Origin of the sequence: Enterococcus gallinarum, from assembly GCF_021496385.1 — a bacterium.
GTDB classification, from domain to species: Bacteria; Bacillota; Bacilli; order Lactobacillales; family Enterococcaceae; genus Enterococcus_D; species Enterococcus_D gallinarum.
The window spans coordinates 629,570-651,243 of the sequence record NZ_CP050816.1 but is presented as its reverse complement, the minus strand read 5'-3'; the positions used below and the strand labels follow the sequence as shown (position 1 = coordinate 651,243).

General features: G+C 42.0%; 20 protein-coding genes and 1 riboswitch. Of the genes, 1 reads left to right on the top strand and 19 read right to left on the bottom strand.

The features are described 5' to 3' along the window. Positions 1–62: 62 nt before the first annotated feature. The 17 genes from HED61_RS03140 to HED61_RS03060 form a co-directional block, all read right to left on the bottom strand. The gene (locus HED61_RS03140; protein WP_005469760.1) at positions 63–1,304 is read right to left on the bottom strand and encodes a peptidase U32 family protein; all 1,242 of its coding nucleotides are present in this window, start codon (positions 1,302–1,304) and stop codon (positions 63–65) included. Positions 1,305–1,316: 12 nt separating this feature from the next. Beyond that, entirely contained in the window at positions 1,317–2,237 is a 921-nt protein-coding gene (locus HED61_RS03135) for a peptidase U32 family protein (RefSeq protein ID WP_003128854.1), read from the bottom strand. Between the two features lie 303 nt (positions 2,238–2,540). Then, a complete protein-coding gene (locus HED61_RS03130) occupies positions 2,541–5,015 on the bottom strand; it encodes an ATP-dependent Clp protease ATP-binding subunit (RefSeq protein ID WP_219645599.1) in 2,475 nt (824 codons plus the stop codon). A gap of 5 nt (positions 5,016–5,020) precedes the next feature. Then, positions 5,021–5,488: a CtsR family transcriptional regulator gene (locus HED61_RS03125; RefSeq protein ID WP_003128852.1), complete on the bottom strand. Its 468-nt coding sequence runs from the start codon at positions 5,486–5,488 to the stop codon at positions 5,021–5,023. Between the two features lie 239 nt (positions 5,489–5,727). Beyond that, a complete protein-coding gene (pknB, locus tag HED61_RS03120) occupies positions 5,728–7,719 on the bottom strand; it encodes a Stk1 family PASTA domain-containing Ser/Thr kinase (protein WP_005469756.1) in 1,992 nt (663 codons plus the stop codon). After that, positions 7,712–8,455, bottom strand: coding sequence for a Stp1/IreP family PP2C-type Ser/Thr phosphatase (locus HED61_RS03115; protein WP_005469755.1), 744 nt, complete (start codon positions 8,453–8,455; stop codon positions 7,712–7,714). The genes pknB and HED61_RS03115 overlap by 8 nt, the downstream gene beginning before the upstream one ends. Positions 8,456–8,470: 15 nt before the next feature. Beyond that, positions 8,471–9,829 carry a 16S rRNA (cytosine(967)-C(5))-methyltransferase RsmB gene (gene rsmB / locus HED61_RS03110; RefSeq protein WP_005469754.1) on the bottom strand — a complete coding sequence of 453 codons (1,359 nt, stop codon included), beginning with the start codon at positions 9,827–9,829 and terminating at the stop codon, positions 8,471–8,473. Further along, a complete protein-coding gene (gene fmt, locus HED61_RS03105; protein WP_005469753.1) occupies positions 9,819–10,772 on the bottom strand; it encodes a methionyl-tRNA formyltransferase in 954 nt (317 codons plus the stop codon). The genes rsmB and fmt overlap by 11 nt, the downstream gene beginning before the upstream one ends. After that, entirely contained in the window at positions 10,765–11,256 is a 492-nt protein-coding gene (gene def, locus HED61_RS03100) for a peptide deformylase (RefSeq protein ID WP_003128845.1), read from the bottom strand. The genes fmt and def overlap by 8 nt, the downstream gene beginning before the upstream one ends. Positions 11,257–11,266: 10 nt before the next feature. Beyond that, entirely contained in the window at positions 11,267–13,666 is a 2,400-nt protein-coding gene (priA, locus tag HED61_RS03095) for a primosomal protein N' (RefSeq protein ID WP_003128844.1), read from the bottom strand. Positions 13,667–13,797: 131 nt separating this feature from the next. Continuing rightward, complete coding sequence (gene rpoZ / locus HED61_RS03090; RefSeq protein WP_005469752.1) at positions 13,798–14,103, bottom strand: DNA-directed RNA polymerase subunit omega; 306 nt, start codon at positions 14,101–14,103, stop codon at positions 13,798–13,800. Positions 14,104–14,108: 5 nt separating this feature from the next. Beyond that, positions 14,109–14,723, bottom strand: a complete 615-nt coding sequence (gene gmk / locus HED61_RS03085) for a guanylate kinase (RefSeq protein ID WP_003128842.1) — start codon at positions 14,721–14,723, stop codon at positions 14,109–14,111. A 119-nt stretch (positions 14,724–14,842) separates the two neighbouring features. After that, complete coding sequence (locus tag HED61_RS03080; RefSeq protein WP_003128841.1) at positions 14,843–15,124, bottom strand: hypothetical protein; 282 nt, start codon at positions 15,122–15,124, stop codon at positions 14,843–14,845. Between the two features lie 12 nt (positions 15,125–15,136). After that, positions 15,137–16,021, bottom strand: a complete 885-nt coding sequence (locus tag HED61_RS03075; RefSeq protein ID WP_003128840.1) for a YicC/YloC family endoribonuclease — start codon at positions 16,019–16,021, stop codon at positions 15,137–15,139. Positions 16,022–16,034: 13 nt separating this feature from the next. Beyond that, positions 16,035–16,250 (bottom strand): YdbC family protein, encoded by a 216-nt coding sequence (locus tag HED61_RS03070; protein WP_003128839.1) that lies wholly within the window; start codon positions 16,248–16,250, stop codon positions 16,035–16,037. Continuing rightward, the gene (locus tag HED61_RS03065) at positions 16,243–17,901 is read right to left on the bottom strand and encodes a patatin-like phospholipase family protein (protein WP_003128838.1); all 1,659 of its coding nucleotides are present in this window, start codon (positions 17,899–17,901) and stop codon (positions 16,243–16,245) included. Before HED61_RS03065 ends, HED61_RS03070 begins: the two co-directional genes overlap by 8 nt. Positions 17,902–17,981: 80 nt before the next feature. Further along, positions 17,982–18,695, bottom strand: coding sequence for a class A sortase (locus HED61_RS03060; protein ID WP_003128837.1), 714 nt, complete (start codon positions 18,693–18,695; stop codon positions 17,982–17,984). Between the two features lie 229 nt (positions 18,696–18,924). Between HED61_RS03060 and HED61_RS03055 the strand changes: the two genes are divergently transcribed. Further along, complete coding sequence (locus HED61_RS03055; protein WP_003128835.1) at positions 18,925–19,707, top strand: hypothetical protein; 783 nt, start codon at positions 18,925–18,927, stop codon at positions 19,705–19,707. 39 nt (positions 19,708–19,746) lie between these two features. Here HED61_RS03055 and thiT read toward each other — a convergent pair whose 3' ends face one another. Beyond that, complete coding sequence (gene thiT / locus HED61_RS03050) at positions 19,747–20,289, bottom strand: energy-coupled thiamine transporter ThiT (protein ID WP_042620412.1); 543 nt, start codon at positions 20,287–20,289, stop codon at positions 19,747–19,749. 92 nt (positions 20,290–20,381) lie between these two features. After that, positions 20,382–20,483, bottom strand: a riboswitch (TPP riboswitch). Between the two features lie 142 nt (positions 20,484–20,625). Beyond that, on the bottom strand, positions 20,626–21,600 hold the full coding sequence (locus HED61_RS03045) for a ribose-phosphate diphosphokinase (RefSeq protein ID WP_003128833.1): 975 nt from the start codon (positions 21,598–21,600) through the stop codon (positions 20,626–20,628). Positions 21,601–21,674 lie beyond the last annotated feature (74 nt).

The window sequence follows — 21,674 nt, the reverse complement described above, 5'->3', positions numbered from 1 at the left end:
GCGCTACCCCTCGAATCTCATTATTTTTCCTTTATCAGCCTTGGATACTTCTGTCACAGTTTTTATTTTTTCTTCCGGATCATGTCGCCAACCTGAACAGGTTCAGCGACGGGCATCGTTAGAAGCATCATCGGATTTGGCGCGCGATCGATCGATTCACCGTCTTCATTATACATGACTTCCACCTTTTGATGGAAATGATGGAATCCAGGTCCATAAAACTCGATCTCGTCCCCCACCGAAAACAAATTCCGCTGCCGGATCGTGGCCATCTTTGTTGCGTCATCATAGGCCATGACTTCCCCGATAAACTTGTATTGCGGGATTTTACGCCGAGGACCAAATAATTGCTCATTTTCACTCGGTGTATGGTAATAAAATCCGGTAGCTAGTTCTCTTTGCGCTACCTTCCATAATTCATCAATCCACTCTTGTTTGCAGACATAGTTCTCTGGATCTTCCATATAACTGTCAACTGCCGCTTTGTACACATTCGCAACAGTTGAAACATAGTGGATCGATTTCATCCGTCCTTCGATCTTAAAACTATCGACGCCGTTTTCAATCAAGTCAGGAATATGTTCGATCATGGACATGTCGACTGCACTCATTGAGAATTCTTCTTCGATCGTTCCATTCTTTGTCAAACTCTTTCTTTCTTGTGCAAAAGGCATATCAAAAAGATCATATTTCCAACGACAAGATTGTGAGCAACCACCACGATTGGCATCTCGCATCGACATGTGATTGGACAATGTACAACGTCCAGAATAAGAGATACACATCGCCCCATGAATAAAAGCTTCAATCTCCACACTCGTATTTTTGCGGATTTCGGCGACTTCTTCCATGGATACTTCTCGAGCCAAGACAACTCGCTCAAGCCCTTCTTCTCGCCAAAATTCTAGCGTTTCATAATTTGTCGCGGAAGCTTGCGTTGAAAGATGGATCGGCAATCCTGGTGCTTCTGTCGCACAGATCTCGATCAAAGCAGGATCAGACACGATCACCGCCGAAATTCCCACATCCCGCAATTGACGGAAAAATTCCCCAGCTCCTTCTTGATTGCCTTCATGGGTGACCATATTTGCTGCTACATATACTTTAGCATTATGAGCTTTAGCAAATGCAACCCCTTCAGCCATCTCTTCATAGGTAAAGTTTCCGGCACGACTTCGTAAGCCATAGGCGTTGCCGCCTATATAAACAGCATCCGCCCCGTAATGAATGGCTGTTTTTAATTTTTCTAATGTACCGGCTGGTGCCAATACTTCTGGCCGTTTCAATTTTTGTTTGACTGTCATTTCCATTGCTCCTTACTTGATATCCTCTGGATTGATCGCATAAAAACCGGTATCTAACCCCCGTTGAGCTGGATGTAGCTGACGTACTTGTTCACTCAAGCTAGCTGCTTGTTCAGCAGTCCATGTGCCTTCAGTAAGCAATTGCTTCGCCTGTGCAAAACAAGCTACGATCGAGACAAACGCTGTCCCTGGAGTAAATAAACCGTCTAACTTCCAAGTCTGGTACCCCGTTTCAAAAAGAGACTGCAATTCATTCATCAAATTGATGTCATTATTGGCGAAAATATGCGTGCCATGACTGTCTTCATAAATCGAGTAGTGGGTATCCTCCTTCTTGGGTTCTGATAAAAATAAACCTCGCTCACGAGATTTTTCATCTTCCTGTTGCGTATAATTATAATAATTTTGAAGCAATGGACGTTTCGACTGATGGATGCACGTTGCCCCATAGACAAGCACTTCCGCAGGAATCGTTAGCTGTGGTGCTAAAACTGTCATTTCTCCAAAGGGGACTTCTCTTGCTAAAACTGCTCCAATCGCCCCTTTTTGCCCCCAAAAATTGATTTGTCTAGCACTGGTGACCAGCGTCTCTCCATCGTATACAAACGGCAATGCCAATTCCGGATTCTTTTTCATACGATAAATGATTCCTGGATCGCCGATAGAAATTTTATCAACATGGTTGGCCTTCAAAAAAGCCAAGTATTCTGGAACTAGCGTCATTTTTTGCGGGTGCATGATGCCATTGACTGCCGCCATCGCTTGTTTTCCTTCTGCTTGCGCTAAGCGGATCAATTCGCTTTGTTCCTCTCGTGAGAAAGATGTCGGCAAACGCAAACCGAAAGTTTCTTCTCCGAAAAAAATAGTATCTACATAAGGTAAGAGCTGTTTTGCTTGTTCAATCGACTCCACCGTTGCGATAATCTCAACCATGATATTCCTCCTCTATAACTCACTAATAGTATCACAGGCAACACGGCTTTCCAAGACTTCCTTTTGAACTTTTTTCACTAAAAAAAGGAATACTCAGCGATGAGAACTGGTAATCCAACTTTAACGCTCTTTTAAATTTGTGAACTTTATGAGTTTTTATCTCCATTTCAATTGTTCGAAATCCAACAAATACTATTTGCCCACAAAAAAACTATCCAAGCAGCAAACGATGGTTCAGCCTGCATTCTGCTGACCATCAGTCGTTTGCTAGTTAGATAGTTTCATTTTTCTTTCTAATAGAGCTTATACTTGTTGAAGAATACGAGATTGGCCTTCTCTTACATTCAATGTAATTGAGCCTTTCGATGCCCCAATCGTCACCCGGTCACCTAAATGGATCTGTCCAGACAATAGTGCTTCGCTTAAGCGGTCTTCGACCTCTTTTTGCAATGCTCGACGAATTGGGCGAGCCCCATATTCTGGATCAAAACCAGCTTTACCGATGACATCAATCGCTGCAGATGTGATCTTCAGTTGAATGTCTTGATCACTGAGACGTTTGATGATCGCTTTACTCATGATTTTAACGATTTCATGAATTTCATCTTCGCCTAATGAACGGAAGACAACTGTTTCATCCACCCGATTCAAGAACTCAGGACGGAATGCTTTCTTGAGTTCTTCCAGAATCCGTTTTTGCATCGCTTGATGGTCTTTGCTAAGATCCACCACATTGAAACCTACATTCTTTTCTTCACGAATCTGTTGTGCGCCGATATTTGAGGTCATAATCAGGATTGTATTACGGAAATCGACTTTCCGCCCTTTGGCATCTGTCAAATGACCATCATCAAAGACTTGTAAGAGAATATTGAAGACATCTGGATGAGCTTTTTCCACTTCATCTAGTAAAATCACTGAATAAGGTTTTGAACGAATCTTTTCAGTTAATTGTCCACCCTCATCGTAACCAACATAACCAGGAGGGGAGCCAATCAAACGACTTGTACTGTATTTCTCCATAAACTCAGACATATCCACACGAACGAGTGAATCCTCACTGCCAAACATTGCTTCTGCCAAGGCTTTTGCCAGCTCTGTTTTTCCGACACCCGTAGGACCTAGGAACATGAATGAACCAATTGGACGATTCGGATCTTTTAGACCACTACGTGCTCGACGAATCGAACGTGCGACTGCTTTCACAGCTTCTTCTTGACCAACAACTCGCTGATGCAGGATTTTTTCTAGATCGAGAAGCCGTTCACTTTCTTTTTTCTCCATTTGCTGTAAAGGAACGCCCGTCCATTGCGACACGACTGCCGCAACATCTTCGCCTGTGACACTGTCTGCGTAGCCAGAAGCTTCTTTCACTTCCATGAACGCAACTTCAGTCAACTGCTGGGTCAATTTCTTCTCTTTGATGCGCAAACGAGCTGCGGCTTCAAAATCTTGTTGGCGAATCGCTGCTTCTTTTTCTTCAATCAGATTGGCGATTTCATTTTGCAAATCGGCCAACTCAGAACTTTCGTCTGTTTTATCCAAGCGCACTTTTGCTGCCGATTCGTCCATCAAGTCAATGGCTTTGTCCGGCAACTGCCGTGAATTGATATAGCGTACCGACAATTGGACAGCGGCATGCAGGGCATCATCTGAAATCTCTACGCCGTGATGCTCTTCATAACGGGGACGTAATCCTCGTAAAATTTCTTCTGCTTCTTCTGGCGTTGGCTCATCCACTTGAACACGGGCAAACCGTCTTTCCAATGCAGAATCTTTTTCGATATACTTTTGATATTCATCTAAGGTCGTAGCACCAATTGTTTGTAATTCTCCGCGGGCTAATGCAGGTTTTAATATATTCGATGCATCGATAGCACCTTCCGCACCACCAGCACCAATCAGTGTATGCAGCTCATCAATAAATAAAATGATCTGTCCATCTTGGTAAATTTCGTCGATGATTTTCTTCATTCGATCTTCAAACTCACCGCGATATTTCGTGCCAGCTACTAAAGCACCCATATCTAACATCATTAAGCGTTTGTTCTGCATATCTTCTGGTACTTCACCGTGAATGATTTTTTGTGCCAATCCTTCAGCAATAGCTGTTTTACCAACCCCCGGTTCCCCTACTAAAACAGGGTTGTTTTTGGTCCGGCGGCTTAGGATTTGAATCAATCGTTTCACTTCTTTTGCTCGACCCACTACTGGATCTAAGCGTTTATCTCTTGCCAATTTTGTTAAATCTCGAGCTAGTGAGTCCAGCGTCGGCGTTCCTTGTGCTTTTCCTTGAGGACGACGACGACCCGCACCACCGGCATTTTTTGTGTCATTGATACCCATTTTTTTCTTTAATAACTGCCGCATTTTAGCCAAACTCAAACCTAAGTTCAACATGATTCTTGAGGCTAAAATATCTTCATCCCGAAGCAATCCTAACAAAAGATGCTCTGTGCCGATTTGAAGAGCGCCTAAACGCTTAGCTTCATCTCCAGCGTAAACAAATGTTTGCTTCGCTCGTGGGGAATAGGCTAGATAGGCATTCTCTGGATATTGGCGAACAGTTCCGTAACCTGTTAAATGCTCGATTTCTTCGCGAATATCATTTTCAGTGATATTCATTTCCCGTAACGTTTTGCCGGCAATGCCATTTTGTTCAATGACTAAGGCAAGCAAGATGTGTTCTGAACCTACGGACTGATGTTTAAAGTACTTTGCTTCTTCCTGTGCGATCGTCAGCACAGCTTTCGCTCGTTGTGTAAATAGTTCATCCATCTCATTCACTTCCTGTCTTCATAACTTAAACGTTCTAAAATTGCATGGAGCAAGTCTGCTCGTGTTCGATTTTCATAAGGAGAACGTCCTAATACTGACTTCGCAATGACGGTCAACAATAAATTGCCCTCACGCTTCGACAGGATTCCTTCCTCATAAAGTTTTTGGATTATTGCATAAGCATCTTTTTCCGAGATGGTTTCATCAAATAATTGATTCATTTCTTCAAGGTAGTGGTGGTTATCCGTGATCTTTACTTTTTCGATACGGATATATCCTCCGCCTCCACGTTTGCTTTCAACAGTATACCCTCTTTGAATAGTGAAACGGGTATTGATCACATAATTTATTTGTGAAGGCACACAATTGAATAAATTCGCCATTTCAGCTCGGCGAATCTCGATTGTTTCGCTGTCTTCAAGAATTTTCTTCAAATATGCCTCAATCAAATCGGAAGTGTTATGATGATTCAATTCATTCCCTCCCTTGACTAATTCTGACCTTCATTATACCCAATTTTTGAAAACTTGAAAAGATGTACGCCTAGAGATGCGGAATTACTAAAAGAAACTTAAACAGCTAGCTCTTTTTTCGCATCACAAAAAAACTATCCGCATCTTCAAGTGGTTACTTCTACAGTCTTTGGTTGCCATCTCACTGCGACCTATAGAGTAAACTTAAAAATCATTCGGATAGTTTTTTCAGCTATTGATTAATCTTCAGAGCTCGTTGAACTCGTACTTGTTGATTCACTGCTAGCGGAGGATTCACTCGTAGAGGACTCTGGTTTTGGTCCTTTAGAAATAGTAACATTTACTGAAGAACCAACAGCCACCGAAGTCCCTTCACCTGGCGAAACATCTGTGACTTCTCCAGCCGGAACAGAATCATTGTAGCCCGATTCTTCTTTGATCGAATATTTTAACCCAGCCTCATTTAGTGCTGCTACAGCATCATTTCGACTCTGTCCAATGATTCGTGGCACATTAACCATCTCTTGACCGCTGCTGACTGTCAGCGTGATAACAGTTTGAGAGGTAATGACTGATTCTCCTGCTCCTGGCGCTTGATTAATGACAGTCCCCACCGGTTCATCGCTTGGCGCTGATTGTTCATAAATATTTTCGGTTGGAACTCCTTTTGAGGTCAATGCCGCCCGTACATCTTCGATTCTTTGACCATAATAGTCTTCCATTGCAAACGATTCAGGTCCCGTGCTGACTACAAAAGTAATGTCATCCTCTTTCGGAGAAACTTTCTCGCCGACATCTGGTGATTGGCTAATGATCAGACCTTCTCCGATAGCATCACTGGATTTGGTCTCTTCTTTGATTTGGTCTTCTGAAAAACCTAACTTGATCAACTCGGCTTTTACATCTTCAAAATTTTTCTCTTCATAGTTTTTTAAGGTGATTTTTTCAGTCCCTGAGCTGATATACAAAGTGATCTCGCTATTTTTTTTGACTTCGGTTCCTTCTTGTGGATCCGTTTTAACGACATTGCCTTCTTCAATCTCATCGTCAGCAATTTCTTCGGTTTCATCAGCAACTTTTAATCCTGCTGCTTCCAGCTTTTCTCGAGCAACGGTCTCTGTGTCTCCGCTGACTTTAGGGATCTCAACATCGCCGCGCCCTCCGCCAAAAACAAAATAGCCGCCAATGACCAGCAGCGCTGCAATAACTAGTATTGGCAGGATCAGCCACCATTTCTTCCGCTTCTTCTTTGGTTTTTCTTGTTTCTGGTCTGCGGTCTCTTCTACTTCTGGCTCCGTCACTGCCGGTTCTGCAGGCTGTTCAGCTATCATTTCATCGGTAATAGGGGTCAGCGCTCGAGTTTCATCGTTTAGCGCATGTGGCTCCCACCTTGGTTCATTCAAGCGCTCAGGTGACAGGGCTGTTGAAAGATCTTCTCGCATTTCATCAGCGGTCTTATAACGATCGGCTTGCTCTTTCGCTGTTGCCTTTAATACGACATTCTCTAATGATTGAGGAACATTTTTATCATAGATACGAATAGAAGGGATCTCATCTTGAAAATGTTTTAAGGCAATTGTGACAGCGGACTCACCATCAAAAGGAACTTTCCCCGTCAGCATTTCATATAGGATGATTCCAATCGCATAGATATCAGATTGGTTAGTAGCCATACTTCCCCGTGCTTGCTCTGGCGATAAGTAGTGCACAGAGCCTAACATCGAGTTGGTTTGGGTGATCGATGTTTCCGATAAAGCAATCGCGATCCCGAAATCCGTGATCTTAACGACGCCTTCTTCATTGATCAGAATGTTTTGTGGTTTCAAGTCCCGATGAATGATTCGATGTTGGTGAGCCAATGCCACTGCTGACAAAATTTGTTGCACGATATCGACAATCTGTAGATAAGGAACTGGGTAATGGGTTTGAATATATCGCTTCAAGTCCATGCCTTTGACATATTCCATCACCAAAAACTGCATCCCATCTTCTTCGCCTACATCATACACTGTTACGATATTGGGATGAACCAACTCTGTGGCAGCCAATGCTTCACGCTGAAAGCGGCGAATCGCATTTTTATCATTTTGGAAGTCAAATCGCAATACTTTGACGGCAACTTCTCGATCAAGAATCAAATCATGAGCCAGAAATACATTTGCCATGCCGCCACTGCCGATATTGCCAATGATTTTATAGCGGCCATTTAACTTTTTCCCTATTTCAATCATGGGCAGTTCCTCCAACTTTGATCAGTAACACTGTGATATTATCGACTCCGCCTTGTTGATTGGCTGCATCGATCAACTGCTGAACCGCTTCTTTAAGGGACGACGCGCCTTCAATGATGGCTGCGATCTTTTCATCTGCCAACATGTTTGTCAGTCCGTCTGAGCAAAGAAGCAAGTAATCACTTTCAGCAAAATAATGAATCGCTACATCTACTTCTACTGTATTAGGCATTCCAACAGAACGAGTCAAAACATTTTTGCGTGGATGGTTCAGTGCCATTTCAGCAGTAATTTGGCCAGATTTCACCAATTCATTGACAAGAGAATGGTCTTCAGTAATTTGTATCAACTCATGATCCCGCAAAATATAGGCGCGGCTGTCGCCAACATTCGCAATCGTAAATTGATCCTCAAAGAGTGCTACAGCAATGATCGTTGTTCCCATGCCATTCAGCGCCTCATCCTCGATGCCTTTTTCATAGATCGAGACACTTTCTGCCTGGATTTTTTGGATCAGCCATTGAGCAGCCTTTTCACTATCTGTCAATTCTGTTTTTTCCCAAGCGGTTCCCAAGCCACTCACAGCCTGACGACTCGCTACATCACCTGCCCGATGTCCTCCCATCCCATCAGCTAAGATCGCCAATGTGATACTTTTTTTGTTGACATACACAGCAGCAAAGTCTTGGTTCGTATTCCGACGTTTACCAACATCTGTTTGAAAATGGATTTCCAACTTCTTTTCACCTCATTACTTTTTGCGAAGGCAGCTTATGAAAAAGCCATCTGTCATAAAATCTTGCGGATAAATCGTTAGCATCTGATCATTGATATTCGCAGCAATATCAGCATTTACCGATACATCGATTCGTTCGAATTCTGGATGATCCGCTAAGAATGCCTCCACTACTGCCTGATTTTCTTCTAGCATTATAGTGCATGTACTGTAGATCATTATACCCGAATTTTTTAGCGTTGGGGCGGCACTTTCTAAAATCGCTAACTGAATTTCGGGTAAACGCTCTAGATCAGCTGCCTGCTTGTTGTATTTGATGTCTGGTTTACGACGCATCAATCCTAGACCGGAGCAAGGAGCATCCACTAAGATTCGATCAAACTGTTGTTCCTCAAAATGTTGAGCGACTTCCCTTGCATCCATCACTTCCGCTTGAACCACCTCTGAGACCGCAAGTCTTTCAGCATTTTCAGTGATCAATTTAACTTTATGAGGATGAATATCCAATGCAGTGACTTTCCCACCTGCTTCTGCAGATAGAAAGGACGCGATATGGGTTGTTTTACCTCCAGGCGCTGCACAAGCATCCAATACTTGGTGCTCTGGTGCAATGTGCAGTGCCGGTGCTACTAACATCGAACTTTCATCTTGTATTGTCAATAATCCGTCATGATATAAAGAAGAGCCGGCTAAAAATCCTTTATCAGCCACAATCCCATACGGAGATAGTTGGCTTTCTCGAGCTTCGATTCCTTCTTCCTGTAGTTGAAGGATGGCTTCGTTGCGAGTAATTCTTTGTAGATCAAGGCGTCCACTAGCATGGCTAGGTACTAGTAAAGACAGCCCTAACTCCCGGGTTTTATCGCTGCCGATCTGCGCTACGAATCTTTCAGTTAGCCATAATGGCATACTGATTTCTATAGCTAACCGCTCCAAGGGATCTTTGATTTGATCAAGTGCCGGCACACCCTCTCTTTGAATCGTACGCAACACGCCGTTAACAAATTTTCCGATTCCTGGATTTCCTTTTGCTTTCGCGATTTCCACGGCCTCATTTAAAATAGCATGATTAGGTACTTTGTCCAAGTACAGCATTTGGTAAAGAGAAAGACGCAATAATGATCTGACCCATGGATCGACTTTTTTTGCATTCTTGATAAAGTTCGCTAAATAATAATCCAATAGCAGCTGCCGACTAATGGTTCCATAGACCATTTCTGTCAATAAACGTCCATCTTTATCATTTAAACGGCCTTGATTCATCAGTTCTCTCAATAATAAGTTCGAATAGGCACCGCCTCTTTCGATACGAACTAAGGCCTCTAATGCAACAAAGCGAACAGTATATTGGATTTTTCCTATTTTACGCTTCATGAGTACCAACCTTATCACCTAGTTGAATGTGTTGCCCAGTGCCATTTAGAAAAGCCGCAATGGATTGACGACCTTTTCCAGCTGGTTGTAGCTCTTCTAAAGCTAAAACTGTCTGTTGACCACAAGCGATCCATAGCGCCTTTTTCGTTCGTTGTATGATGGTTCCTGGCGCGGCATCTGTTGTTTCATCGACTACTGCTACTGACCAAATCTTCCAACGGCTCCCTTGGTAAGTCGTGAAAGCAATTGGCCACGGTCGCATCCCTCGGACCTGATTGTCGATCTCCTGTGCTGTCTTTGTCCAATCAATTGCTTCTTGTTCTTGCGTAATATTGGGGGAGAATGTTGCCTGCTCTTCAGCTTGAGGCATTGGTTTCAGTTCTCCTGATAGGATCTTAGGTAATGTTTTCAGCAGTAATTCTTTACCCAATAAACTTAATTTCTCAAACATAGTCCCCACATCGTCTTGATTAGTGATCGGCAGTTTAGCTTGAGAAAAAATACCCCCAGCATCCATTTTTTTAATCATTTCCATGATGGTGACACCTGTTTCCGGTTCGCCTTCCATGATGGCATAGTGCACTGGGGCACCACCCCGATACTTTGGTAATAAGGAGGCATGGACATTGATCGCTCCAAATTTTGGTACTTGCAACAGCTTTTCCGGTAAAAATTGGCCAAAGGCCGCAGTGACTAAAATGTCTGGTGCTAATTCTTTGATCGTTTCCATTTCAGGTGAACCGCTGATTTTTTCTGGTTGCAAAACCAACAATTGGTGCTTCAATGCTGCTTCTTTGACAGGCGTTGGCGTGATTACTCGTTTTCGACCTACGGGCCGATCCGGTTGGGTCACTACCGCTGCAATTTCATAGCCTTCTGCCAGCAATCCTTCTAAGATTGGTACAGAAAACGCGGGGGTTCCCATAAAGACAACTTTAGTCATTTTCGTGTTCCTCCATATATTGTTCTAGTTCAGATTCTGGGATCTTATCGATCATTTTATCAATAAATAAGACACCATTCAGATGATCAATCTCATGCTGGATAGCCCGAGCCAAGTAGCCAAAAGCTTGAACCTCCATTTCTTCTCCTTCACGGTCAAAGTAGCGAACCGTAATCTCATCTGCTCGCTTGACCGTACCATAGGTATGAGGAATACTCAAGCACCCTTCTACATCAACAGATTCTCCTGATGACTCGATGATTTCTGGATTAATCAGTTCGAAACGATCCTCTTCATCTACTTCAACGATTGCCACTTGCAGGTTTTTACCAATCTGAGGGGCCGCAATACCTACGCCGTCATGCGCCACCATTGTTTCATACATGTCTTCTAGTAGTTGTACCAGCTCATCTGTAATCATAGATACCGGTTTTGGTTTTCGACGAAGCTGATCGTCGGGATGAATAATAATCGGATAGCGCATAATATCTCCTTTAAATAAAATTCAACGGTTCTTGGTCAATGGAAACATAGAGTCCTTTTCGCTGATCGATCTGACTTTGTTCCAATAACCGGGTCAACAGTTCAGGCAAATGTGGTTCATTTTTGTATTTAATAATCAGTTGGTAGTAATAGCGATTTTTGACACGCATGATCGCGCTAGGTGCCGGTCCAAGCAAAATACTTTGACCCGATAATTCTTTTTGTACTTCTTGGTAAATGGCAAACATCTTTTGGGCAGCTGCCTGCTCTTCGAGATGACTGCAGGTAATTTTTACCGTGTAGTAATAAGGGGGATATCCGCTTTGATGCCGAACCCACATTTCTTGTTGGTAAAAAGCTTCATAGTTTTGGGTTTGTGCTAGCTGAATCGCATAGTGTTCCGGATTAAATGTCTGAATGATTACTTCGCCGGCTTTCTCCGCCCGGCCAGCTCGGCCGCTTACTTGCGTCAGCAATTGAAATGTTCGTTCACTAGAACGAAAATCTGGCAGATTCAATGCTGTGTCAGCATTTAAGACCCCTACCAATGTAATATCCGGAAAGTCTAACCCTTTGGCAATCATTTGTGTTCCTAGTAAAATGTCTGCTTTCTTTTCGCCAAATAAAGTAAGTATTTTTTCATGTGCTCCTTTTTTGCGGGTAGTATCCACATCCATCCGCAATACCCGTGCTTCTGGAAATCTAGCAATTAGTTCTTCTTCAACTTTCTGCGTACCTGTTCCATAGTAACGGATCTTATCTGCATGACAACTAGGACAGCGGTGAGGGATCTTTTCTTCATGCCCGCAATAATGACAGCGCATCGTCTTGGTATCCATATGAAGCGTCAAAGAAATATCACAGTTCGGACAAGGCAGAACATACCCGCAATCACGACACATAACAAAAGAAGAATACCCGCGTCTATTCAGCAGCAAAACGATTTGTTCTTGTTTATCTAAGCGATCTTGAATTTTTTCCTGTAATTGGCGAGAAAAGGTCTGGTAGTTTTTGTTGGCAAATTCTTCCCGCATATCTACTACATTGATCTGCGGCAAACGAGCACTGAGTTTTGCTCGTTGATTCAAACGCAACAATTGATAAACGCCTTTTTGCGCCCGAGCCCGTGACTCGAGAGAGGGAGTGGCACTCCCCAAAACAACAGGACAATGATGATATCCTCCGCGCCATATCGCTAAATCACGCGCATGATATCTTGGTGCCTCCTCCTGCTTATAGCTTGCTTCATGTTCCTCATCGACAATAATGACGCCAATGTTTTTTAAAGGAGCAAAAATAGCTGAACGTGCGCCGACTACTACTTGGGCTTCTCCCCGTTCAATTTTTCGCCATTCATCATATTTTTCCCCTTGTGACAGTCCACTGTGAAGCACAGCCACAGCGTTACCTAAGCGGCTCTTGAATCGTTCCACCATTTGTGGGGTTAAAGCAATCTCTGGCACCAGCATAATGGCAGTCTTTTTTTGTTCCAACAGCTCAGCGATCGTTTGAAGATAGACTTCTGTCTTCCCACTGCCAGTGATGCCTTCTAAAAGAAAGGTTTGTGCCTCTTGTCTTTTTGCTGCTGACAGAATTTTTGAAACCGCATCGGTTTGTTCTTCGTTCAATGCTAATGCTGCAGTTTGGGGAAATGATCGATCTTTGAAGGGGTCCCGATATGTCTCAACCTCATGAAATTCAAGCCAGCCTAATGCTTGCCCTTGATTCAAGACAGCTGTCGAAATGCCTGCTTCTGCAAAAAATGAAACAGGAAGCTGATCAGATTCTTGTAAGACTGTCAATAGTTGTTGTTGCCGTTTAGCCCCTTTCCTGATTTGCTTCATTGCCTCTGGAATTGCTTCTGGAGAGATCAGGCGTTTCACCATACGGATTTTCTTGGCTTTATTTTTATTTTTTACCACATATTGCAATTCAACGACTGCTTCTTCACGCAATACTTTCAATTGCGACAATAATCCCGCTTCCTCAGCAGCTTGCCAGCTCAGGCTATTCGTCTCAGGAAAATGCGCTTTTATTGGGTGCGTATCATCCAATAAAAGAATATTCTTCTGGTATTCTGCTTTCATCACACTAGGCAACATGGTCTGCAAGCAGGTAATCTTAAAAGCAAATGTCGTTTTTTTCATGTAATCAGCTAACTGTAATAATTCTTCATTCACCACAGGAGAAAGATCCAGCAAGCGAAGAATAGGTTTCAATGGTTGACCTGGCGGTGTATCCGTCAATCCTACGATAAAGCCTTGGATATGCCGATCCCCATTACCAAATGGCACTTCGACTCGCATGCCAGTCTCTGCTACAGCGCGCAAATATTCAGGTATTTCATATGTAAAAGGTTGATCTGTCTGCATCGTTGGTACATCCACGATCACTTCTGCTGCATAGGTCATCTTCTCACCTCCTCCAGGCTTTATTTTACTAAAATGACAGACATTTGTCTGTAAACCTTACGAAAATTTAACGGCTATCGACTCAAAAGAAAAAGCCAGAACACGCATTGTGCTCTAGCTTTTTTAATTGTCTACAGATTCTGTTCGTCACGAATCCGGGCTTCCAGTTCTTTTTGCTCTTGGTCTTTTTGCGCTTTGCGCTCTTCTTGTTCCATTTTCAAGCGAGCACGTTTGATTTCTGGATGCGGATCATTAACAACAAGCTCTGCTTCGATTTCTTCCAATGCTTGTCCTACGCTTTTCACCGAATCAAATTGTTCCAATGTTGCTTGGGCGCCTGCATCTAGTTCATGCGCGCGTTTGCTGGCTAAAATCACAAGGGAATACTTTGAGTTCACACGATCCAATAATGAATCGATTGAAGGTTTTAACATCATTCGTTTTACAGCTCCTCTAACATTTTGATATACTTGCCGATTACTCGATCAACGCGAAAATGTTCACTTGATATAATTTCTCGAATCCGTTGTACTGCTTTAGATACTTCATCATTTACGACTGCGTAGTCATATAAAGCCATCATTTCGATTTCTTCTCTGGCAACACGCATTCGTTCATCGATCACTTCAGCAGAATCTGTCCCCCTGCCAGTGATACGTGAGCGTAGCTCTGCTAAATCAGGTGGGGTAAGAAAAATAAAGACCCCATCAGGCACTTTTTCTTTGACTTGTTTAGCTCCTTGAACTTCGATTTCCAAGAAAACATCTTTCCCTTGGTCCAATGTTTTTTGAACATAAGACAACGGGGTGCCGTAGTAATTGCCAACGTATTCTGCATATTCCAACATTTCGCCTGCTTCGATCAAGGCTTCAAATTCCTCACGGGTGCGGAAATAATAATCAACGCCTTCGATCTCACCTTCACGCTTGTTGCGTGTTGTCATCGAAACAGAATATTGAAAATCGTTGTCATCACTTTCAAAAATTGCTTTTCGCACAGTGCCCTTGCCTACACCGGAAGGTCCTGATAAAACTATTAGTAATCCTCGCTCTGACATAATGACGTCCTTTCACTGACTTTTGCTTAACGTCTATTTTGCACTTTTTTTCAGCAACTTTCAAGAACTACTTTATTATAATGGGAAATTCATGAAATTACTACTCATCTCTCCTACTTTTAGAACCCCATGTTGCTTAGCGTATTGATCACACCTGCCAACTCATCTTTTGTCGTGATAGCTTTCTCCGTAGGATCTTCTACTTCCTGGCAATCAATCCGAACGATATACCGACGATTCAACGATACCGCATTTCCATTGACCAAAATTTGCAAGAACTCTTGATCAATCGCGACACAAGCATCTTGCCAAGCATCAAAGTTTGCTTTATCTGATGGGACGCTCCGCTTGATGACGTTTTTTCCGCTTAATTCATGAAAAGTAATATCATAGTATTTCATTGTTGATCACTCCTATTCGATATTTTGGACTTGTTCTCTTATTTTTTCAATAATCGTCTTCATCTGTACTACACTATTCTTGATTTCAATTGGGCTTGACTTGGAACCTATGGTATTTACTTCTCGGTTCATTTCTTGAATCAAAAAATCCAGCTCCCGGCCGATCGGCGATTTTGCCTCTAACAAAGTAGTCATAGAATCTAAATGAATCATCATTCGATCCAACTCTTCATGAATATCTCCCCGCTCCAACAGGATGGCCATCTCGGTCAACAAACGTTCTTGATCTACTTGCTCGCCTAAATATTCCGTCAGCTTTTTCTCAAAACGTTGGCGATGATCGGCTTCATAAACGGCAATAAACGTCTGTAATTCCATGATTTTACCAAGTAATTGCTGCTGATTTTCTTTTAACACTTGATAAATCCCTTGTCCTTCAATTTCACGGCTTTGATCGATAGCTGTTAGAGCCTGAGATAAAGCATCTAACACACCTTGCTCTAACTGGGTATCTTCTTGTTGTTTTTCTCGGATATCAAGAAATGCTTCATGGACGATTAATTTTTCCAAAAGATTTTTTTTCGACAGCTCTTTTATATCCAACCTTTGAGCAGCTTCTTCTTCGACCTGCTTCAAAAAAGGCACCAATAAATCCCATTGGACTATAACTTCTTTATGAGCCGCATTCTTTTCGTTCAATGTCAGATAAAGCTCCACCCGACCACGCTGTAATACTTTTTTGACTTCTTGTCGAATTAGTGCTTCCAAATCATTCAATTGTTTGGGCATGCGCAACTGCAAATCCATAAATCGCTGATTGACACTTTTAATCTCAATCTCTATTTGATAATCAGCTGTTTCTCCATTCCCTTTTCCAAAACCTGTCATGCTTTTCATTCATTTCTTCCTTTCACATAGAAAGCAGTGCTTTTTTCAATTCGGTGAATTCTTCATTTGATAACGTTAAGCCTTTACCCATTTTTTCATGTCCTGGACTCCAGTCACGCAAGTCAAACTTAGGCGGGCGACCATTCCAGCTGACTAAATTAAGCTCTTTACGCCACCCTTTAGGATTTTCCGAAAGAACGGCGATCTCCTCTACGATCTCATAAGAAAAATTATCCATTGTGTTCCTCTCCTTTTAAAAAATAAGCCAGATAGGCTGACAGCACAGCCAATTCTGGATACCGCGCACGAATCTGCTGAAATGCCGGTGTTTCAATTTGTTGGGTTCGATAGAAAAACAAGAACCGTTTTTGTTCAGATAACAAAAAGAACTGTTCGCGATAGTAATACAACCATTCTGACACTGACCATACTTCTGTTTCTTTCGTTGGTTCTGCCATGATTTTCTCACGTATCGCTTGCAGGAAAGATTCCTTTGTATAAATGACGGTCGGTGTAAGATGTAGTAATCTGCCTATGCATTCAAAAAAGACGCGCCCACAAATTTCCAAGGGGACCTCTTGCTGATATAACTTACGCACTTTCTTCCAAAATTCCTTTTTTTTCATAAATGCGTACAATCGCGGTGCATCTTGTCGAAGCAAATGAACGAATGGCTTCCACGAATCGTTGAAGACCTCTTCATCAAAAGTATACCAATAGCCACTGAACTTGCCAAAGTATTTCATCGTTTCTAAATACCCAAGAGTCATGTTTTCTAGAGAACGTTTGGCATCAAAAATCAAAAAACTACCTAGAGTCCAAGGTGAAGCAATTTGAATCTGCGCAATTGATTCTGAGACCTGAACCTTCTTATTGATTCCAGGCCCTTGGACATCGACGGCAATGACTTCTGTAGCGCCTCGCTCAATGGCTACATCAATTGGCAGATTGTTGCGGTACCCTCCATCAATATAATAGATCCCATCAATCAATTGTGCCTGCATTGCTGGATAAAAAGACGCTGATGCTAGCAACCATTGCAAACTATAATCAATTTTGCTGGAATCAAACTGATAAACAACCTCTTTGAAATCCGGCAGACGAGTCGTACAAAGTAAGAGCTGGCTTTTGCTGGCATTAAATTTTTCTGCATCAAAAGTCGCTGCTAACAGCTGTGCTAATGGTTTTGTACTCGCACCATTGTCTTTAAGTGCTGTCTTTACGAGTGAGCGTAATTGCTCCATCATATCTAATAAGGTTTCTTTTTTAGCAGCAGCTTTTGGGTATTGGAGGACCTGTTCACTAGAAATATTCGTCCATAATTGCTCAGCAGCTTCAATATCGTCCATTAAAACCAATGCACCATTCAATGCACCAACTGACGTCCCCGCTACCCACTCAAATATGATTCCATGTTTTTTCAGCGCTTGCCATACGCCAATTTGATAGGCGCCATGGGCGCCTCCTCCACCTAGGACGAAAGCTGTATGGTAGTCCAGTTGCTTGTGGTACCCCTGTGTCACCCTACCATATCCACGTCCCACAAACCACTGATCCATGATGGGGTTTCTTGTCATTTCCCAAAGTATCTGGTCTACGAAACGGCTTCTAGCAAAACTCTCAGTCATCGAAACAAGTGTCTCCCAAGTAAATGCATCACTTGGCACCTGCAACAAATTCTGAATGGTCAGAAGCGGCCCTTCATGGACACAAGACAGATAGACTGTGCCGTGTTGACTCGTCAATCGCCACCCCTGTTCGTTGACCACTGATTGAAAAGCGGCTCGCGCCTCCGAATGACTAGAAAAAAAAGGGAAAACTAGTCGGCTTTGTTGAAACACATCTTGGGATACATATAAATCAGAAAAATAAATTTTTGTTGTCTTCATCCGACTCCTCCTCAAATGCAAAAAAGAAACCACGGATGATCAATGAAAATTTCTGACATCATTCGTGGTATTCTTATCATTTAAAAAGTCCGCTGTTCCATATTGAATGCGGCCCGCATCTCGTCTGTCGCATCAGCAACTGGTGTAACCGATTCAAGATCACCCTGAACCACACGTCTGGTTACTCCACCCATTTCACCACATGTAATTAATGTGATCATTTTTCTCCCTGCTACTTCATCCAATAAATAAACATCTGTTGGTTGAACCCGCACGGTTGAAGTTGCTGTATATGTATAAATATTTTCTAAATCCGTAATATAAATTGTTGCGCCAATAGCCACATCATCTAAAGGTGTGAACAAAAGGTCTGGCGACTGCGCACGATGGCTAGCTAGTGCATAATTTCCTTCGCCCATTTTTTGTGTTGGGCTAAGAGTTCCTGCTCCATATAGCAAAGCTTCATTCGATAACCCCTTAAAAATCGGCAAATTAATCGCTACGCTAGGTATCGCAACACCACCGATCACTGGTAATGTGCTGTTACTTAGTTGCGCTTTAAGAACTGCTTCTGAGCTGGCCGGTTCAACGGCATCAAAATCAAAAGTAGTATCTGCCTCCATATTTTTTTTGACATCGGCTCTAGAGATCTCGGAAACTGCGTAAGCATCTCCGTTGTGTTTGATCAGAAAATTTTTGATTTGATTATTAAAAATCAAAGCAAGACCAATCAATAACAAAAGGACCAAAAATAGATTCGAGAGCCAATGGAACAAAGTTCGTTTCTTTTTCATCGTTTTTCGTCTCCAATTTTTATTACTCCTATCATAACAAAATCATTGCAGAAGCGCCAATTTTGGATTTTTTTTAATAAAAAAGCAAAGTTTTTTGCTTCATAAAAAAACGTAATCTTAAAAATTGTTTTTTCCGTTATTTTGTAATATAACTTTAAACGAAAAGATACAAGCAATTTGATACACTTTATTGTAGAATGAACTTATTATCAGGGAGGGATTAATTGGCATGTCGAACACGATTTATGTACATATTGATACAACCAGCAATGCCGTTTCGACTCGCGGAGTGGATGCTCAAGATTTCAACAAGAGCATCGTTCACCAGCCAAAAAATCTGTTGTTGCTTGATCCCTCTAGTGAATTTGGTGAATTTGAGTCGCATACAGGGCTAAAGATTATCCGAGGCATTGAAGATGTCCACCTTTTCTTTCAACAACTCAACCGCGGACGGATCACAGAAGAAATCAAATGGATCGACTTTAATGATTTAGAAATGGTAAAGGAGCTAACACCGCTAGAAATTTCAGAATTGTTATATTTTGGGCATATGAAAACGCATCTTCATTCTCCGTTTTTCTACAAACTGCAAAACAACTTTGTTTATTTCGACCTCAAAGATCAGCGTTCCCGTGTTTACTACCGCTACCTGGAAGAATATTACCGAATTTTAGCTGACAAAATCACGCACATCGTTCTAGAAAAAATAAATGATCGACTTTCTTTCTTCAAAAAGCCTACTCCGGTCTCTAAACTTGATTTAAATCTTCTCAAAGACTTGCGGGGGGTCATGCAGGAAGGAATCATCTTATGTTTCCATCAAGAACAATTGGTCGATAAAACCTACACAATCCCGATTTACTTAGTCGAGGAATCTGGGCTCAAAAATAGTCACCTCTCTCTGAAAGAAGACTATCAAGTGGCAACGCTTCGCTACTTTGCAAATAAAAAAGAATGGCAGTTGGAATTGGATCAAGATGATCTAGCTTTTGGTTTTATCGATAAAAAATGACTTGCTCTCCTATTTTGATTTTGGAGAACAAGTCTTTTTTTACGCAGTCCGATTTAAATAATCGTCCTTAGGTACAAATACCTCTGGGGATGTTCGATAAGCAATTAGTAAGATAATTGCCGTGACGATTGCCGTAGCAAGTCCGCTGGCGGTATTCATTACCAGAGAGAAAAGCCAAGGTTTCATCCCCCAGAGAGCATATGCGCCCCAGTAAACCCAACCGGCAAGGAAATGCCAAAAATAACGAGCAAATGCGCCTGTGAATGTTGCTTGTACAAGTAGTCGTTGCACGCTACCCTTCGAACCATTTCTAATCGCCAAATGAATTTTATTTGCATAAAGTCCGGCAAAACCAACAAATGTAAAAGCAAATGGGTACTCAATCAATACTTGAAGAACACTCAAAAACCAGACTTTACCTAATGGGAAATGCAGCAATCCCCAAACCAATCCGGCCATTAATCCTGGCTTCCAGCCTCTACGGATAGCAAATATTGTTAATGGAATCTGTCCTAAAGAAATTGAAAAACTACTTCCAAAGTCTAAAGGAATCAGCGATAGTACCATCGCCAGTGCCGCCATAATCGTTCCCTCTATCCAAATTTTTGTACCATTTCCCACAAAAAAACTCCTCCTTTAGAATCATCACAATTCACAAAGGAGAAGTGTTAGACACTTCAACTCGTCACAATTCCTACGTTCGCATGATCGAAACAGGTACGAAGGGTTTAGAGTACTCTCATTCTCAGCCTTTTCAGACTCCCCTTTGTGATTAGATTCTATTTTATTTTGCTTGCACTGCTGCAAGTCATCTTCAAGAATACCACAAAATAAAAAAAAGAAAAGAAAACTCGCTCTGATAAAAAAAGAAACATCTCAACCGCGTCTAGACGAGATGCTTCTTTTGGGTTATCATTTTTAAATCGATAATTTTGATTCAAACAGTGGACTAACAGGTTTATTCTCATGGATTCGTTTGATTGCTTCTCCCATCAATGCACTAACACTGATTTCGTCAATTTTTTCAGATTTACGATCTTCTGGCAAGAAAATTGAATCAGTAACTACTAAGTGCTCGATAGCTGAATCTTCGATCCGTTGCAAAGCAGGTCCTGATAAAACAGGATGAGTACATGAAGCATAAACACTTTTTGCACCAGCTTGTTTTAATGCGTTCGCTGCTAGAGTAATTGTTCCGGCCGTATCGATCATGTCGTCGATCAAGACACACGTTTTGCCTTCTACGTGACCAATGATATTCATTACTTCAGCAACATTTGCTTTTGGACGTCGTTTATCAATGATCGCAATTGGTGATTTCAAGAATTCTGCTAATTTACGCGCACGAGTCACTCCGCCGTGGTCTGGTGAAACGACTACAACGTCATCTCCTTGAATATCTCTTTCCAAGAAATAATTAGCAATCAATGGTGCACCCATCAAGTGATCTACAGGAATATCAAAAAAACCTTGGATTTGTGAAGCATGTAGATCTAAGGTAACCATACGATTTGCGCCAGCTTTTTCGATCATGTTCGCCACCAATTTAGCAGTGATTGGTTCGCGGGAACGAGCTTTACGGTCTTGTCTCGCATAACCATAGTAAGGCATCACTACATTGATTGTTTTCGCACTTGCACGTTTCAAGGCATCAATCATGATCAGTAGCTCCATTAGGTTATCGTTTACTGGACTGCTTGTGGATTGAATAACATAGACATGTGAACCACGGATACTTTCTTCAATGTTAACTTGAATCTCGCCATCGCTAAATTGGTTCACTGAACACTTACCTAATTCCACACCTACTGCAGCTGCGATTTTTTCAGCTAACGGACGATTAGAATTCAGCGAAAAAATCTTCAATCTTGGATCAAAATAATGATTTGACATGAGAACCTCCACTTTCTTTGCGTTCATCTGGCAAAAAGACTACTAGTTCACCAGAATCTTCTTCCTAGTAAATA